This window comes from Peptacetobacter hominis, assembly GCF_006861675.1.
In the GTDB taxonomy this organism is placed as follows: domain Bacteria; phylum Bacillota; class Clostridia; order Peptostreptococcales; family Peptostreptococcaceae; genus Peptacetobacter; species Peptacetobacter hominis.
Map to the genome: position 1 here is coordinate 44282 of NZ_SGJB01000018.1, position 14858 is coordinate 59139.

The 14858-nt window shown below is 33.3% G+C and carries 15 protein-coding genes, 1 rRNA gene and 1 other annotated feature; of the genes, 2 read left to right on the forward strand and 14 right to left on the reverse strand.

Features of this window, described 5'->3' with window-relative positions:
• Positions 1-8 precede the first annotated feature (8 nt).
• Positions 9-545: a ribonuclease M5 gene (gene rnmV / locus EXD82_RS08945; RefSeq protein ID WP_142536578.1), complete on the reverse strand. Its 537-nt coding sequence runs from the start codon at positions 543-545 to the stop codon at positions 9-11.
• Positions 546-701: 156 nt separating this feature from the next.
• On the opposite strand from rnmV, the gene EXD82_RS08950 reads away from it, so the two are divergent.
• Complete coding sequence (locus tag EXD82_RS08950; protein ID WP_142536579.1) at positions 702-1031, forward strand: hypothetical protein; 330 nt, start codon at positions 702-704, stop codon at positions 1029-1031.
• A 57-nt stretch (positions 1032-1088) separates the two neighbouring features.
• Here EXD82_RS08950 and EXD82_RS08955 read toward each other — a convergent pair whose 3' ends face one another.
• The 5 genes from EXD82_RS08955 to metG all read right to left on the reverse strand — a co-directional run bounded on the left by EXD82_RS08955 (position 1089) and on the right by metG (position 6717).
• Positions 1089-2108 (reverse strand): Gfo/Idh/MocA family protein, encoded by a 1020-nt coding sequence (locus EXD82_RS08955; protein WP_142536580.1) that lies wholly within the window; start codon positions 2106-2108, stop codon positions 1089-1091.
• Positions 2109-2197: 89 nt separating this feature from the next.
• Positions 2198-2884, reverse strand: coding sequence for an HAD family hydrolase (locus EXD82_RS08960; protein WP_142536581.1), 687 nt, complete (start codon positions 2882-2884; stop codon positions 2198-2200).
• Between the two features lie 12 nt (positions 2885-2896).
• Positions 2897-3862 (reverse strand): type I phosphomannose isomerase catalytic subunit, encoded by a 966-nt coding sequence (locus EXD82_RS08965; RefSeq protein ID WP_142536582.1) that lies wholly within the window; start codon positions 3860-3862, stop codon positions 2897-2899.
• A gap of 136 nt (positions 3863-3998) precedes the next feature.
• Positions 3999-4769 carry a TatD family hydrolase gene (locus tag EXD82_RS08970; RefSeq protein ID WP_142536583.1) on the reverse strand — a complete coding sequence of 257 codons (771 nt, stop codon included), beginning with the start codon at positions 4767-4769 and terminating at the stop codon, positions 3999-4001.
• 16 nt (positions 4770-4785) lie between these two features.
• Positions 4786-6717 (reverse strand): methionine--tRNA ligase, encoded by a 1932-nt coding sequence (gene metG, locus EXD82_RS08975; RefSeq protein WP_142536584.1) that lies wholly within the window; start codon positions 6715-6717, stop codon positions 4786-4788.
• Between the two features lie 85 nt (positions 6718-6802).
• Positions 6803-7011, reverse strand: a binding site (T-box leader).
• Between the two features lie 565 nt (positions 7012-7576).
• Here metG and EXD82_RS08980 point away from each other — a divergent pair.
• Positions 7577-8029 carry an Lrp/AsnC family transcriptional regulator gene (locus tag EXD82_RS08980; protein ID WP_142536585.1) on the forward strand — a complete coding sequence of 151 codons (453 nt, stop codon included), beginning with the start codon at positions 7577-7579 and terminating at the stop codon, positions 8027-8029.
• 41 nt (positions 8030-8070) lie between these two features.
• Here the strand turns inward: EXD82_RS08980 and EXD82_RS08985 are convergent, their stop codons facing one another.
• The 8 genes from EXD82_RS08985 to rrf form a co-directional block, all read right to left on the reverse strand.
• Complete coding sequence (locus EXD82_RS08985) at positions 8071-8772, reverse strand: HD domain-containing protein (RefSeq protein ID WP_142536586.1); 702 nt, start codon at positions 8770-8772, stop codon at positions 8071-8073.
• 65 nt (positions 8773-8837) lie between these two features.
• Complete coding sequence (gene rsmI / locus EXD82_RS08990) at positions 8838-9671, reverse strand: 16S rRNA (cytidine(1402)-2'-O)-methyltransferase (protein ID WP_142536587.1); 834 nt, start codon at positions 9669-9671, stop codon at positions 8838-8840.
• A 17-nt stretch (positions 9672-9688) separates the two neighbouring features.
• Complete coding sequence (locus tag EXD82_RS08995; protein WP_142536588.1) at positions 9689-10438, reverse strand: tRNA1(Val) (adenine(37)-N6)-methyltransferase; 750 nt, start codon at positions 10436-10438, stop codon at positions 9689-9691.
• 117 nt (positions 10439-10555) lie between these two features.
• Positions 10556-11431 (reverse strand): PSP1 domain-containing protein, encoded by an 876-nt coding sequence (locus EXD82_RS09000; protein ID WP_142536589.1) that lies wholly within the window; start codon positions 11429-11431, stop codon positions 10556-10558.
• Positions 11428-12369 (reverse strand): DNA polymerase III subunit, encoded by a 942-nt coding sequence (locus EXD82_RS09005; protein ID WP_142536590.1) that lies wholly within the window; start codon positions 12367-12369, stop codon positions 11428-11430. The genes EXD82_RS09000 and EXD82_RS09005 overlap by 4 nt, the downstream gene beginning before the upstream one ends.
• A gap of 9 nt (positions 12370-12378) precedes the next feature.
• Entirely contained in the window at positions 12379-13053 is a 675-nt protein-coding gene (locus tag EXD82_RS09010; RefSeq protein WP_142536591.1) for a dTMP kinase, read from the reverse strand.
• 28 nt (positions 13054-13081) lie between these two features.
• The gene (locus tag EXD82_RS09015; RefSeq protein ID WP_142536592.1) at positions 13082-14563 is read right to left on the reverse strand and encodes an aminotransferase class I/II-fold pyridoxal phosphate-dependent enzyme; all 1482 of its coding nucleotides are present in this window, start codon (positions 14561-14563) and stop codon (positions 13082-13084) included.
• Between the two features lie 40 nt (positions 14564-14603).
• A 5S ribosomal RNA gene (gene rrf, locus EXD82_RS09020) occupies positions 14604-14720 on the reverse strand.
• Positions 14721-14858 lie beyond the last annotated feature (138 nt).

The following is a 14858-nucleotide window of genomic DNA, read 5'->3' on the forward strand; positions in this document are numbered from 1 at the left end:
TCCTCCTTTTATTTATCTATTTCATTTAGTGCATTTTCAAATTCTTCTCTTGTTACACCGTAGTTGTTTAATCTATTTAAAAACTGTTTCGCATTTCCGTATCCTATACCCATTATCTGTCCAAGTCTATCTCTTCTATCTGAAGCATTTCCACTTCCTATAAGTCCGTTTCTGACAAGGTCAGCCTGTGAAAACTCATTTCTCTTTTCCGTACTTTCAGTTCTCACTTTGTCAAGTGCTGCTCTTATACTTTCTGGAGATGCATTTTCTATTCCTATATCTCCATCTTTTTTAGCCTCTTCCCTAGGAAGAAATGCGTGTTTACATCCCGGTACCTCTGCAGTTATTGTCTTTCTTATTTTTTCTCCCGCAAAATCAGGATCTGTAAATATTATAACCCCTCTTCTTTTCTGGGCTTCTTTTATTCTCTCCATTACTCCTTTGGGAAATCCGAATCCGCCTGTTGTTATAAGTTCGGCATCTACAGCTCTTTTTACAGCTGTGACATCGTCTCTTCCCTCTACTACTATTATCTCTTTTATCATCAATTTTCCTCTTTCCATTTTTATATACTCATACTATTTTAAGTGTTTTTTGTGGATATTTCAAGGTATACAAAGAATAATTAAGATTCATCTGATGTTTATCTTAAGAAGATTTCTATACTATTTTTATATACTGTATTGAGAGGAGATGATTTTGTGAATAGAAACAGAATTTTTATTTTGTCGATTTTTGTGTTTTGGGCAGTATGTTTTATAAAATTTTATACGGGATTTTTTAATGTATTTATATTTGCAGCTTCTGTCGTGTTTTACTTTTTCCGGCTTGCAAAAGCTGACTACAGACCTCCCATGAAATTTTCAAACAAATTCATATTGTTACTTATAACTACAATAGCTATACTTATAATATTTAATATTTTTGAACCTCCATTTTTTGACGGAAAATTTAACTCTCTACTATTATCTCTATGCATATATTCATTCGTAGATGTTTTCTCATATCTAAAAAAATACGAACAGGAATAATATAAAAAGGCTGATTCAGATTCTTTCTGTCTCAGCCTCTTTTTTTAATTATTTATATTATTTTTCATCTGCAGGGAATACAAGACCTATCTGTCTTCTTATTTCGTCCATTATTTCCATAACAGCTATAGTATTCGCATGTGTGTTAAGAGATGATTCTTTCTTTCCTTCAAGCACAAGACCTACAAATTCCCTGGCAACACAGTATAGACTTTCTATCTCATATCTATCTGTTTCTCCTATATTTATAGGTATTTCAAGAGACTCACTATCTCCGTTTCTATATGCTATTTTTACACCGCTCATTCTACTTATTCCATCTATTATTATGCTTCCATCTTCTCCCTGTATCTCTGATGGTACATCTGATTTAGTTATTTTTGAATATCTTATATCGGCAAGTATTCCACTGTCATAGCTCATTATAGCTACTCCCTGTCCATCTACCCCTGTATGAAGTTTTGTAGCATCAGCATGTATTCTGTCTGGTTTTCCAAATAAAGCTACAAGAGGATGTATGCAGTAGACTCCTATATCCATAAGAGCTCCGTTTGAAAGCTCTGGTTTGAATGCATTTTCTATTATCCCTTTTTTGAAGTTATCGTATCTTGATGAATACTGACAGAAGTTTGCAGAGTATCTTCTTATAGTACCTATTTTATCAAGATTCTCTTTTATATTTCTGAAGTTTGGAGTACATGTAAGTCTCATCTCCTCCATAAGAAGAACGTCGTTTTTCTTTGCACACTCTATCATCTCTCTGGCTTCTTTTGCATTTGATGCAAATGCCTTTTCACATAGTACAGCCTTTTTGTTGTTCATACATGTTATAGCCTGTTCTTTGTGCATGAAGTTTGGAGATGCAATATAAACGGCATCTATATCAGCATCCGATGACATCTCTTCAAGGTTGTCGAAGAATTTCTTTGCTCCATGCTTTTTGGCAAACTGTTCTGCCTTTTCTATACTTCTAGAATAAACAGATACAAGTTCAAACTCCTCTACATTTTTTGCAGCCTGTAAAAACCACTCGGTTATTCCACTTGTTCCAACTACACCAAATCTGACTTTTTTCATAAAATCTCTCCCCTCTGTGTATATACTTATATTATATGACAAAGGGAAGAACCGTGTCACTTATAACATCGTAATTCTTCCCTCTTTTATTATCTTCTATTTATTTTTTCAAGATATTCAACAACTTTGTCCAATGACTCAAGTTCTGCATCGGCCATATGCTTCATATCGTCATCCGGTATTTTAAGGTCTGGAATATTTATGCACTTGAATCCACCTCTATATGCAGCGGTAACTCCCGCTTTTGAGTCTTCAAGTACAACACATTCCTCAGGTTTAAGTCCTATTCCTTCAGCTGCCTTTAAAAATATTTCCGGATCCGGTTTGCTGTTTTTTATGTCGCTTCCACATACGACAAAATCGAAATCCTCATCCAGTTTAAGAAACTTCATTCTCAATGCTACCTTATCTTTTACAGTAGCAGTGGCTATAGCTGTTTTATATCCATTATCGTCGAGATATTTTTTAAGTTCATAATATCCCTTTTTAACATCTGGAGCCTGTTTTTCCATATACTCAAGCATCGCTTCGTTTTTTTCTTCATATACTTTTTCTATGTCTACTCTATCCCCATATCTCTGATTCATACCGTCTATTATAGCCTTTTTGCTTGTTCCCATAAGAGATATTACGATATTTTTATCAAGTTCTATTCCATATTTTTTAAGAGTTTCTATCCAGAATCCCAAAGAAAGACTTTCAGTATCAAGAATAGTACCGTCCATATCGAATATTACTCCTTTTATTACAGGAAGATTACACTTTGTTTCGGGCATATTACTCACCTCTTATACTCTTGAAAGTATAAATTCACATTTTCCTTTTATTTCAAATTTTCCATCCTGTGCAGGTACAAATATACTGTTTCCTTTTATGAATTCAAGTACAGTATCTCCCATAGAAAGAGTTCCCTCACCTTCAGTTATTATTACTGAGTTGAATGATTTTGTATCAGATAAAACTTCACAGCTATCCTCTACATCATATCTGTAAGTTGTAAAGTACTGGCACTCACTTAAAAGAGTTTTTGTATATCCGTCAAATTTTTCAGGTGCACCCATAGGCTCTGCACTTTTTGCATTTGGTTTAAGGTTTGTTACATCTATTGCTTTTTCAACATGAAGTTCTCTAGGTTTTCCATCTGCTCCAAGTCTTCCAAAATCGTAAACTCTGTATGTAGTGTTTGAGTTCTGCTGTATTTCACATATTACAAGTCCTGCACCTATTGCATGTATAGTTCCTGACTCTATGAAGAATACATCTCCTTTTTTAACTTCCACTTTGTTTAAAACTTCAAGTATTGTATCGTTTTCTATTCTTTCAGCAAATTCTTCTTTGCTTATTTCTTTATTTACTCCATAGTAAAGATATGATCCCTCTTCAGCTTCAAGAACATACCACATTTCTGTTTTACCATATTCTTTTTCAACTCTTAAAGCATACTCGTCATCAGGATGAACCTGTATTGATAGAGATCCCTTTGCATCTATGAATTTTATAAGTATTGGGAAAAACTCGAATCTATCACAGTTTGTTCCAAGTCCTTCTGCTCCAAGTTTTTCTATATATTCACCGAATTTAAGGCCTTTGTATTCTCCAGAGTCGACTATACTCTGTCCATTTTTGTGGTTTGAAAGTTCCCAGCTTTCAGCTACTATATCAAGGTCGCTTACCTTGTTGTATTCCTCTTTAAGTTTTGTTCCACCCCATAAATAATCCTGATATGCAGGTTTTAATTTTACTGGTTTTAGCATTCCTTACATCTCCTTCATTCATTATATTTATATATCTATATGATAAATTATATATTAGTATAATTTTTTTTAAAAGACAAATCTTTTTACAAAAGAAGCTGCCAGAGAACAGTCTCTGACAGCTTTATTCTATCTGTTATTTTATGCCGAAAAATTTCTTTGCATTTTCAGAAGTAACTCTGCATACTTCCTCATAGCTTATTCCCTTTTCCTGAGCTATTTTCTCAGCGACATATCTTACAAGTGACGGATCATTTCTCTTTCCTCTGTGAGGAACAGGTGCCATATACGGCGAATCGGTCTCTATCATAAGATATTCAAGAGGTATAAGTCTTGCAACCTCTCTCGTTTTTCTATTGTTTTTAAATGTTATAGTTCCCGGAATAGATATATAGCATCCCATTTTTACATATTCTCTGGCAAGTTCTATCTCTCCACTATAGCAGTGAAGTAGACATCCAGTATGTTCTGCTTTTGTACTTTTTATTATATCCATAGTATCCCCGTGGGCATCTCTGTCGTGAACTATAAATGGAAGATTCAGTTCGTTTGCCAGTTCTATCTGTCTTTTGAACCATTTCTTCTGAAGGTCTCTTGGTGAGAAATCATAGTAATAGTCTAGACCTATTTCTCCTATTGCAACGATTTTGTCGTTGTTTTTTACCATTTCTCTGAGTTCTTCTATATCTTCTTCTGTCATGTTTTCAACATCGTGAGGATGAACTCCTACTGCCGGATATATGAAGTCGTATTTTTCTCCAAGTTCTACAGCTGTTCTTGAACTTTCCATATCAGCTCCAGGATTTACGACATATTCTATACCACTCTCTTTTAATGAGGCAATCAGTTCTTCTCTATCCTCATCGAATTTTTCGTCATTTAAATGTGCATGTGAATCAAAAAGCATCTAAATACCTCCGATACTAGCATACTTCGCATCCAGGTTTTGCATTTTCAGCAACCGGTATAACTAAATCGTCACCGTCATCTCCTGCTGCAAGTATCATACCCTGAGATTCAACCCCTCTTAATTTTACTGGTTTTAGGTTGCATACTACTATTACTTTTTTACCAACCATCTCTTCAGACTTGTACCATTTTGCTATTCCTGATACTATCTGTCTTGTTTCTGGTCCAAGATTTACCTGAGATACAAGAAGTTTGTCAGCCTTAGGATGTTTTTCACATTTAACTATTTCACCGACTCTAAGTTCACATTTATCAAAATCGTCTATAGTTATTTCTTCTTTGTGTTTTAGAGGCTCTACCGTATCTTTCTTTTCAGCGAAAAGTTCACAAAGTTCTTCAACTTCTTTTTCAACATCAAGTCTTGGGAATAGTGCTTCACCTTTCTTAACTTCTGTTCCTTCTTTTATAAGTCCGAAAGACTGTATACTTTCCCAAGTCATAATGTCTTTGTCCTCTATTCCAAGCTGTGCGTATATTTTGTTTGCAGTTTCATTCATTATTGGATTTATAAGAGTTGCAACTGTTCTTATAGACTCGCAAAGGTTGTATAGTACTGTATCAAGAACGTCTTTTTTCTCCTCGTCTTTTGCAAGTGCCCAAGGCATTGTTTCGTCTATATATTTGTTTGTTCTTCTTATAAGTTTCCATGCAGATTCTAATGCTTCATTGAACTGCATTCTGTTCATTCCATCTTCAAATCCTTCAACAGCCTCTTTTGCTGTATTTACAAGATCTTCATCAAACTCTGTAGCAGCTTTAGCTGAAGGTATTTTTCCTTCGTTGTATTTTTCAACCATTGATACAGTTCTGCTTACAAGGTTTCCAAGGTCGTTTGCAAGGTCAGAGTTAAGTCTTCCTACAAAGTTTCTATGAGTGTAGTTTCCATCCTGACCGAAAGCAAATTCTCTAAGAAGGAAATATTTAAGAGCGTCAACTCCGTATCTTTCTATCATCTGCTCAGGATATACTATATTTCCTTTTGATTTACTCATCTTGTCGTTGTCGAACATTATCCATCCATGTCCGTATACCTGTTTTGGTACTTCTAGACCTAATGCCATAAGTATTGCAGGCCATATTATAGTATGGAATCTTATTATTTCTTTTCCTACTATATGTACATCTGCCGGCCAGTATTTTTTGAATTCCTCATCGTGATCTGTCATATATCCTAAAGCTGTTATATAGTTGCAAAGTGCGTCAACCCATACATATATTACATGCTTTTCATCAAATGGAACTTTTATACCCCAGTCAAAAGATGTTCTTGTTACACATAAATCCTCAAGTCCTTTATCAAGGAAGTTTGCAACCATCTCATTTTTTCTGGCAACAGGGAAACAGAAATCAGGATCTGCAAAAAGTTCTTTTAATCTGTCTTCGTATTTTGATAGTCTGAAGAAATAAGCTTCTTCTTTAGCTTCATAAGTCTCTCTTCCACAGTCAGGACATCTATTTCCTTCAAGAAGCTGAGACTCAGTCCAGAAACTTTCACAAGGAGTACAGTATCTTCCTGTATAAGTTCCTTTGTATATATCTCCCTGCTCGTAAAGCTTAGTAAATATCTTCTGTATTATATCCTTGTGTCTGTCTTCTGTTGTTCTTATAAAGTCATCATAAGATATATCCATTGTTTTCCATAATTTCTTTATATCAGCTATCATTCCGTCAAGGTATTCCATTTCAGATATACCAGCTTCCTGAGCTTTCTTCTGTATTTTTTCTCCGTGTTCATCTGTTCCTGTAAGGAATTTTACATCGTATCCACAGAATCTTTTGAATCTTGCTATTGCATCAGCTGCAACAGTAGTATAAGTATGACCTATATGAAGGTTTCCACTTGGATAGTATATAGGTGTTGTTACATAAAATTTTGGTTTGCTCATTTAAGAATCCCTCCCAATCTATTAAACGGTATTTCCGTTCTTATCATTTATGAAAGACATAAAAAAAGCCACCTCCCATGCACTGCATAGGGGCGACATATCTCGCGGTACCACCCTAATTATTCCATAAAGGAATATCTCTTCAGCTTAACGCGCTGTATACGTCTTATCCTACTTCATTTTCAGATAAGAGGCTCAAAGTCCATCTTCAAAATACTGTAAACACCGATTCTCAGCATACATCGGCTCTCTTTTGAATACATGTATTCCTACTCTTCTCATCATTGCCTTTATTTATGTCTATCAATTTAATGATATAAAATAGTTGTCTGTTTGTCAATTATTTTATCCTATATAGCATACAATCTTTGTAAGATTATGATTTTTGAAATAATACATCTTGCATATTCACAACTTAATATCTTTAAGTTTTCTATATTTTTAAAATATATGCATTTATAATATATTCTTCATTTTATACTTATTTTTATTAGTATTTATCTGTATATTAGATATTACTTTTTCTTTTCTATTTTTGCTTATAAATATATATTATGAATGTTTTTTTATTTTTCATTCATTTTTCTCAATTATTGTATATATTAATATTATTTGCTATTTTTATTTTATTTTTCATTTTTTACTACATTTTTTTATTTTATATTTATTATATTAACATATATATTAGATTTTATTATCATGCAAACGTATTTATTTTTGCTATATTTTAATATATTTTTGATTTTTTTACTTTTTACCCTTGAAACTTTATTAATATTATGATTTATTATAGTTATAGGGTTTTTTGTTATTTTGGTATAGAATATTATTCTTTTAAAAAGAGAGGGGTGTTTTACGTATGGAAAATACAATAAAAAAGCTTGATGAAACAGATAGAAAAATAATCGAAATACTTCAGGAAGACGGTAGAATTTCTATGAAGGATCTTGGAAAACTTATAGGACTTACTTCTCCTGCTGTTTCTGAAAGAATAAAAAGACTTGAAAACTGTGGTATAATATCAGGATATAAAGCTATCATAAATCCTGATGCTCTTGGAAGAAATATAAAAGCTTTTATACATATATCTCTTGTAGGAAGCCAGAGCTATTCAGATTTTATAGAATCTGCTAAAAACGATCCTAGAATAGTTGAATGTCATCATATAACAGGAGACGACTGTTCTCTTCTAAAAGTTTTAGTAAAAGATATGCATGAACTTGAAAATGTAATAGACAGTATAAAGAAAATAGGTGCTACTAAGACATCTGTTATACTTTCTACTCCTATACAGGCAAAATCTATATTATAAAAAAATCAAAGGCAGCGATAAATTAAATCGCTGCCTTTTTATTATTCTTCTCCATATCTGTAATAATAGTTTGTAAGTACATACTCCATATAAACTCTTAGAACTCCATAATTTTCGTTCTCATATATAAGTCTCCTTGTACACACTATATCCGAATATCCGATAAGCATAACACCGGTTACATCATCTCCAAGATATTCAAAAATACCATATATTATATTTTTGCTCAAATCATTTGTTTTGTATAATATCAGAAGCTGCATATGATTTTTTACATAACTGTATATAAGATCCTCTGATGCTTTACAAAGTCCAAATCCGGATATAACTGAGTGAACCATGTTTGCCCCTACAGTTTCATGCCCTTTAAAATGTGCATTTCCATCCTTATCAAGCTTAAGGCTTGCAGGTTTTCCCATATCATGAAGAAATAAAGCAAATTTTAAAAGCTCCTCTTTCTTCATTCCGTCATCCAGAACAGTTTCCATATCGTCTTTTACAATCTCTCTTATATATTTTGGAAGGAAGTTGTCAGACCGCTTTATATATTCAAACTCCTTTAGAGCATTTATCGAGTGTGTAAAACTATCAACTGCATGAAATCTGCATTTTCCTATCTTTTTCATTTCCTTTATATGCGGAAATATCTTTTCAAGCTCCCCCAGCTTATCCATATCCATTATGCGCTCTGCTGTGTTTTCACATTTCAAAGCATCTATAAAATTTTTTCTGAGATTCTCCATAAAATCACCTCTAAAAGTTTTTTCAACCCTTCGTCTATAATATTAAATATACCCTTGATGCTATTTTATAAATCAAGAACCTGTTTATATACAATATCCTTTTTAAGTTTTCTATCCTTACATACAGCCTTTATAGCATCTTTTTTGCTCATTCCCTGATCCATAAGTTTGATTACATATTCTCTTTCATTTAGAGAGTCATATTCATTTTTCTGAGAGGTTTCTCCACTAAATCCCTCAACTACAAGTACAAACTCTCCTCTTATTTCTCTGTTTCCAAATATTTCTATAACAGTTTCTATATCTTCTCTTATGATTTCCTGATATTTCTTAGTAAGTTCTCTGTTTACGGCAATCTTTCTGTTCCCAAGGTATTTCAGCATATCCTTAAGAGTTTCTTTTAATCTGTGAGGAGATTCATAGAATATAAGAGTTCTTCTCTCTTCGCATATTTCCTCAAGTCTTCTTCTTCTAAGCTTTTTATCTCTATCAAGAAATCCTTCAAATACAAATTTGTTTGTATCAAGACCAGAACCAACAAGAGCCGTTGCAAAAGCTGTAGCTCCGGGAAGTACTTCTATTTCTATATTATTTTCTATCGCCTCTTTTACAATATCCGCTCCGGGATCTGATATACCAGGCATACCAGCATCACTTATAAGAGCTATTGTTTCACCTTCCAGAAGTTTTGATATAAGATATCCACCCTTTGAATCCTTATTGTGTTCATGGTAACTCGTAAGCGGCTTCGATATATCAAAATGATTCAGAAGCTGAAGACTGTGTCTTGTATCTTCCGCAGCTATTAAATCTGCCTCATTTAAAACTCTAAGAGTTCTATACGTTATATCTTCAAGATTCCCGATTGGCGTCGGGCATATATATAATTTTCCTGCCATAATCCCCTCCTGCAAATTTATCTTTCTATACTCTCATTTGAATAAATCTCGTTTATCTCCTCTGTATAACTTCCATCCTCGTTATAAACATAAAGTGGATCCATTATTTTAAGGTCAGGTTTTCCACCTTTTACAAATTCAACAAGAATCATATTTGGAGCTTTTCCGTATCTCGGATGTACAAATCTCATAACTTTAGGCTCCATTCTGTATTTCCTTCCAGCTGTTATTATATCTATAAGTCTAGTTGGTCTGTGAACCATATAGAATTTTCCTCTTTCCTGAAGAAGTAAAGACGCTGCTCTTACTACATCATCAAGGTTGCATTTTACTTCATGTCTCGAAATCATTTTTCTATCATCAGGATTTTTTACTCCGTCAGCATGCATATACGGCGGATTTGATGTTATAACCGAAAAACTGTTTTTACCAAGACTATCCTCAATATTCTTTATATCGGCATTTATTATCTTTACTCTGTCTGAAATCCCGTTCATTTCAACTGATCTGCATGCCATTTCATAGACTTCTTCCTGTATTTCAACCCCGTAGATGATTTCAGCTCTACTTTTGCCGGATATAAGTATGGGTATTATTCCCGTTCCAGTTCCAAGATCTGCAACTTTTGCTCCTCTTTTTACCGTTGCAAAGTTTGCAAGAAGTACTGCATCCATCCCAAAACAAAAGCCTTCTGTATTCTGTATTATTTTAAGACCTTTTAACTGAAGGTCATCTATTCTTTCGTTTTCTTTGAGTGTTATCTCCATTCTTTCCTCCACGCACTTTTTATGATTGTACTATATATTATACAATATATAGGCACAAATATCAGATTTTATTTGTATTTATACATTAAAAAGGAGCTGTAAAACAGCCCCTAACTTTTAGTCTTCAAGTTTTTTAAGTTCTCTCATGGTTTCGGCATCTATATATTCACCGTGCTTATCCTTTGCTCTTGCCTCTTTTAGAACTTTTACACTTTCTCCAGGATAGACTTTTATAGTTTTATCGTTAAACTCAACTCTTATCTGTTCAAGAATAGCATTTACCTCTATAACTTTTCCTTTTCCATCCTCTGTAAGTACAAGTGAACCTACACCCGGCATTTTTTCAATTGCTGCAGCATATACCTCATGTTCATACTTCAGACAGCAGAAAAGTCTACCGCATATTCCGGAAATTTTTGTAGGGTTTAGAGATAGACTCTGATCTTTTGCCATTTTTATAGATACAGGCCGGAAATCACCAAGCCATGAAGAACAGCAAAGTTTTCTTCCACAAGTTCCAAGTCCTCCAATCGCTTTTGCCTCATCCCTTACACCTATCTGTCTAAGCTCTATTCTTGTTTTGAATATAGAAGCAAGATCCTTCACAAGATCTCTGAAGTCTATTCTTCCTTCTGCTGTAAAATAAAATATCAGTTTATTTCTGTCAAATGTATATTCACAATCTATAAGAAACATCGATAATCCATGTTCTTTTATCTTCTCCTGACATATAGCAAATGTTTCTTTTGCTTTTTCCTTGTTATCGTCGTATTTTTTTCTGTCATTTTCATCAGCTATTCTTATTATTGGCTTAAGTGGCGATACAAGTTCTGATTCATCAACTTCCTTTACACCTATCACAACTTTCCCAAATTCAAGTCCTCTTGCTGTTTCGACGATTACATCGTCACCTTTTTCTATATTGAAATCAAGCGGATTAAAATAATATATCTTGCCCGCTTTTTTAAATCTGACTCCTACTATTTTTATCATTTAATCACCTCATATATATTTAAGAACATAACCTGTATACTCATTTTAAAGCTGCAATATCCTCTTAGCTTTTCCTTGGTATCCTCTATTATATCAATAATAGACGCTATCTGTGAACAGCTTATTTTTCTGCTCATATTTTCTATAAATGTTATTCGGTCTATATTGGTAATAAGGTCTGTATCAAGCTTTTCTTTTATTATTATTATATCTCTTAAATAGTTTATCATAATATCGAGAAGATTTATAATTTCTTTTTCATATTTTTCTATTCCATCTGCAAGGAATTCTATCTTCATTCTGTTTCTATCAGATATTACAGATATACAGTTCTGAATATCCTCCCTCATCTCTCTGAAATCAGAATCATTCATAAGTTCTTCCGCTCTGGATATACTTCCTCCTGAGAAGGCAGAATATACAAGAGCCGATTTATCGTCAAGACTGTATTTATCAGTCAGATACAGTTTTATTTCTTCCCTTTTCAGCGGTGTAAATCTGACTATATCACATCTGGATCTTATTGTAGGAAGTAGGGACTCAAGATTTTCTGTAATAAATATAAATATTGCATATGATGGCGGTTCTTCTATTGTCTTCAGAATAGCATTCTGAGCCTCTTCACTCATTAGATGTGCATCTTTTATAATATATATCTTATAATCAGAAATCGGCTTTTCATATACACCGGATTTCATATTTCTTATCTGCTCTATTTTTATTCTATGGGATTTATCTTCTTTTTCTATAACAATAAAATCCGGACTATTTTCCGGTGTAATACCAATCAGAGTATTAGCAAGTTCCTTTGCAAAGCTCATCTTTCCTATACCTTTTATCCCCTCAAAAATATAGGCATTATTAAGCATATTCTTTGTTAGAGCATTTGTTATATACCTTTTTGCAAATACCTGACCTATTATATTTTCAAAATACATACTTTCCACCTACAAAACTTCATGTACTATCTTATATATTTCATTGTTTATATCATCTATACTTCTCAGTTCACCATCTTTTATACATTCAACTATTTTCCATCCGTATTTATCAGCTATATAAAGCGAATTTCTGTATGTTCTTTCAAGATACTCAGCGTCTCTTTCATGAATATCCTTTTCTTTTTCACCGGTAAACTTGTTCATTCTGTCTGCCATTAATTTTCTGCTGAACTCCACAGGCACGTTCAGAAATATTACGACATCAGGTCTTGGCATTTTAAACATTCCATATTCATAATCATCAAGCCAATCGAGATATTTATCTCTGTCTTCCACTGCCATTTTTGATGCCTGATGCACCATATTTGATGTTGTATATCTATCCGCTATTACAACACCGCCCTCTTTATAGAAATCTTCCCACTCTGTTTTGTATGATGCGTATCTGTCCGCAGTAAAAAAAGTAGATGCTATATATGCATCGACGTCATCCGCATTTTTTCCAAAATCTCCTCTTAGATACATCTTGACAAGTGTAGATGATTCAGACTCGTAGTTTGGATACTGTACTTTCCTTACCTTTACTCCTTCATTCTTCAGTTTTTCATATATAAGTTCAGACTGTGTAGCTTTTCCGCTGGCATCAGAACCACTTTCTATTATTATAAGTTTTCCAGACATAATAACTCTCCTATCTGTATTTTACAGATTATACTATAACCTGTATATATTCTGCATTATCATCCTTCATTCCTGAAATATTCATTCCTTTATCTCTGCATTTGATGAGATATTCTATACATTCTCTGTTTATCTCCTCGCCGGCTGCTATTAGGCATATTCCCGGTGGATATGGAACTATATTTTCTGCACAGACTCTTCCTATGCTGTCAGTAAGTTTTACACTTTCCATATCTGAATAAAATGCATCTCTTGGATTCAGAACAATTTTATTTTCAGTTTTCGGATAATCTATACTATTAATTATATCGTTATTTTGGTTTTCAAGATATATTTTTTCTAATGCATCAGCAAAAGAATCAAAATCTTTTTTCTCATTACCTATAGTACATATGAGAAGTACTCCATAATAATTTGAAAGCTCTACCTGTATATTGTGTTTATTTCTTAGTATTTTTTCTAATTCATATCCAGTTATACCAATTTCTGATGATGATACAAAAATCTTTGTTATATCGTCTGAACAGTCTATTTTAAAGAATTTTTCATTAGCATTATATTTTTCCTGAAGTTTTTCTATCTGCTTTATAAAATTTTCTATATTAAAAATCAGATTTTCCATTAACTGTTTTCCATATTTTAAGTATATATCAGAGGCAATTTCAAGCGACTGCATAAGTATGTATGATGGACTGGATGTTTCTGTCATAGTAAGCATTTTTGATAATCTGTCAGAATCAACTCTATCAGTGTATATATGCAGCATAGATGATTGTGTGAATGCGGGAAGTGTTTTATGCGTACTTTGAATAGCAATATCCGCTCCACATTCCCCCACTGATTTTGGAAGTCTATCCGAAAGACCAAGATGAGCTCCATGAGCCTCATCCACAATAACAGTAATTCCATATTTATGTGCATAATCAGTTATTCTTTTAAGATTGAATACTTTTCCATAATATGTGGGATATGTAAGAAGAAGTGCTTTAGCATCCTTGTTTTTTTCTATGATATCTATAACTGTTTCTTCATCCGATCCATAATGTATCGAGTTTATGTCATTGACAGAAGCAGGTATATACACAGGATTTATATCTCCCATAATACATGCATTTATAGATGACTGATGGCAGTCTCTGTTTATTATTATTTTATCCTTGGGTTTACACACAGCCATTATCCGTGCCTGTATCCCACATGTACTTCCATTTACAAGAAATCTTGTTTCTTTTGAGTCAAATATTTCTGAGGCTTTATTTTGTGCATCTCTTATAATATCCTCTGGTGAATGAAGATTATCTGTACCTGGAATTTCTGTTGTATCTGTTGAATATATTTGAGACATTATCTTATCATATCCAGTAATTTTATATACTTTCCCATATTTGTGCCCAGGCATATGAAACGATACTATATTATCTCTTATTTCATTTAGTCTTTTATTTATAAGTATATCCGACTCAAAATCAACATCGGGATATTTTTTTTCTATTTCTTTTCTATCAGACATAAAAACCTCCTGGAAATTTTTTATATAATAAAAAAAGATTACGTGGCTACGACCTACTCTCCCAGGGGCCTTCGCCCCAAGTACCATCAGCGCTAGAGAGCTTAACTTCTGTGTTCGGAATGGGAACAGGTGTATCCTCTCTGCTATAGTAACCACATAATCTTCTGTTTCAGAGCTGCACTCTGAAAACCGCATACATACATCTTCCATCATTTATCTTGGTCAAGTCCTCGACCTATTAGTATCAGTAAGCTGCATACATTGCTGCACTTTCACCTCTGACCTATCAACCACG

Coding starts and splice junctions, on each gene's coding strand:
- rnmV (WP_142536578.1), bottom strand. CDS start 545: ATGATAAAAGAGATAATAGTAGTAGAGGGAAGAGACGATGTCACAGCT.
- EXD82_RS08955 (WP_142536580.1), bottom strand. CDS start 2,108: ATGAAAAAAGTCAGATTTGGTGTAGTTGGAACAAGTGGAATAACCGAG.
- EXD82_RS08960 (WP_142536581.1), bottom strand. CDS start 2,884: ATGCCCGAAACAAAGTGTAATCTTCCTGTAATAAAAGGAGTAATATTC.
- EXD82_RS08965 (WP_142536582.1), bottom strand. CDS start 3,862: ATGCTAAAACCAGTAAAATTAAAACCTGCATATCAGGATTATTTATGG.
- EXD82_RS08970 (WP_142536583.1), bottom strand. CDS start 4,769: ATGCTTTTTGATTCACATGCACATTTAAATGACGAAAAATTCGATGAG.
- metG (WP_142536584.1), bottom strand. CDS start 6,717: ATGAGCAAACCAAAATTTTATGTAACAACACCTATATACTATCCAAGT.
- EXD82_RS08980 (WP_142536585.1), top strand. CDS start 7,577: ATGGAAAATACAATAAAAAAGCTTGATGAAACAGATAGAAAAATAATC.
- EXD82_RS08985 (WP_142536586.1), bottom strand. CDS start 8,772: ATGGAGAATCTCAGAAAAAATTTTATAGATGCTTTGAAATGTGAAAAC.
- rsmI (WP_142536587.1), bottom strand. CDS start 9,671: ATGGCAGGAAAATTATATATATGCCCGACGCCAATCGGGAATCTTGAA.
- EXD82_RS08995 (WP_142536588.1), bottom strand. CDS start 10,438: ATGGAGATAACACTCAAAGAAAACGAAAGAATAGATGACCTTCAGTTA.
- EXD82_RS09000 (WP_142536589.1), bottom strand. CDS start 11,431: ATGATAAAAATAGTAGGAGTCAGATTTAAAAAAGCGGGCAAGATATAT.
- EXD82_RS09005 (WP_142536590.1), bottom strand. CDS start 12,369: ATGTATTTTGAAAATATAATAGGTCAGGTATTTGCAAAAAGGTATATA.
- EXD82_RS09010 (WP_142536591.1), bottom strand. CDS start 13,053: ATGTCTGGAAAACTTATAATAATAGAAAGTGGTTCTGATGCCAGCGGA.
- EXD82_RS09015 (WP_142536592.1), bottom strand. CDS start 14,563: ATGTCTGATAGAAAAGAAATAGAAAAAAAATATCCCGATGTTGATTTT.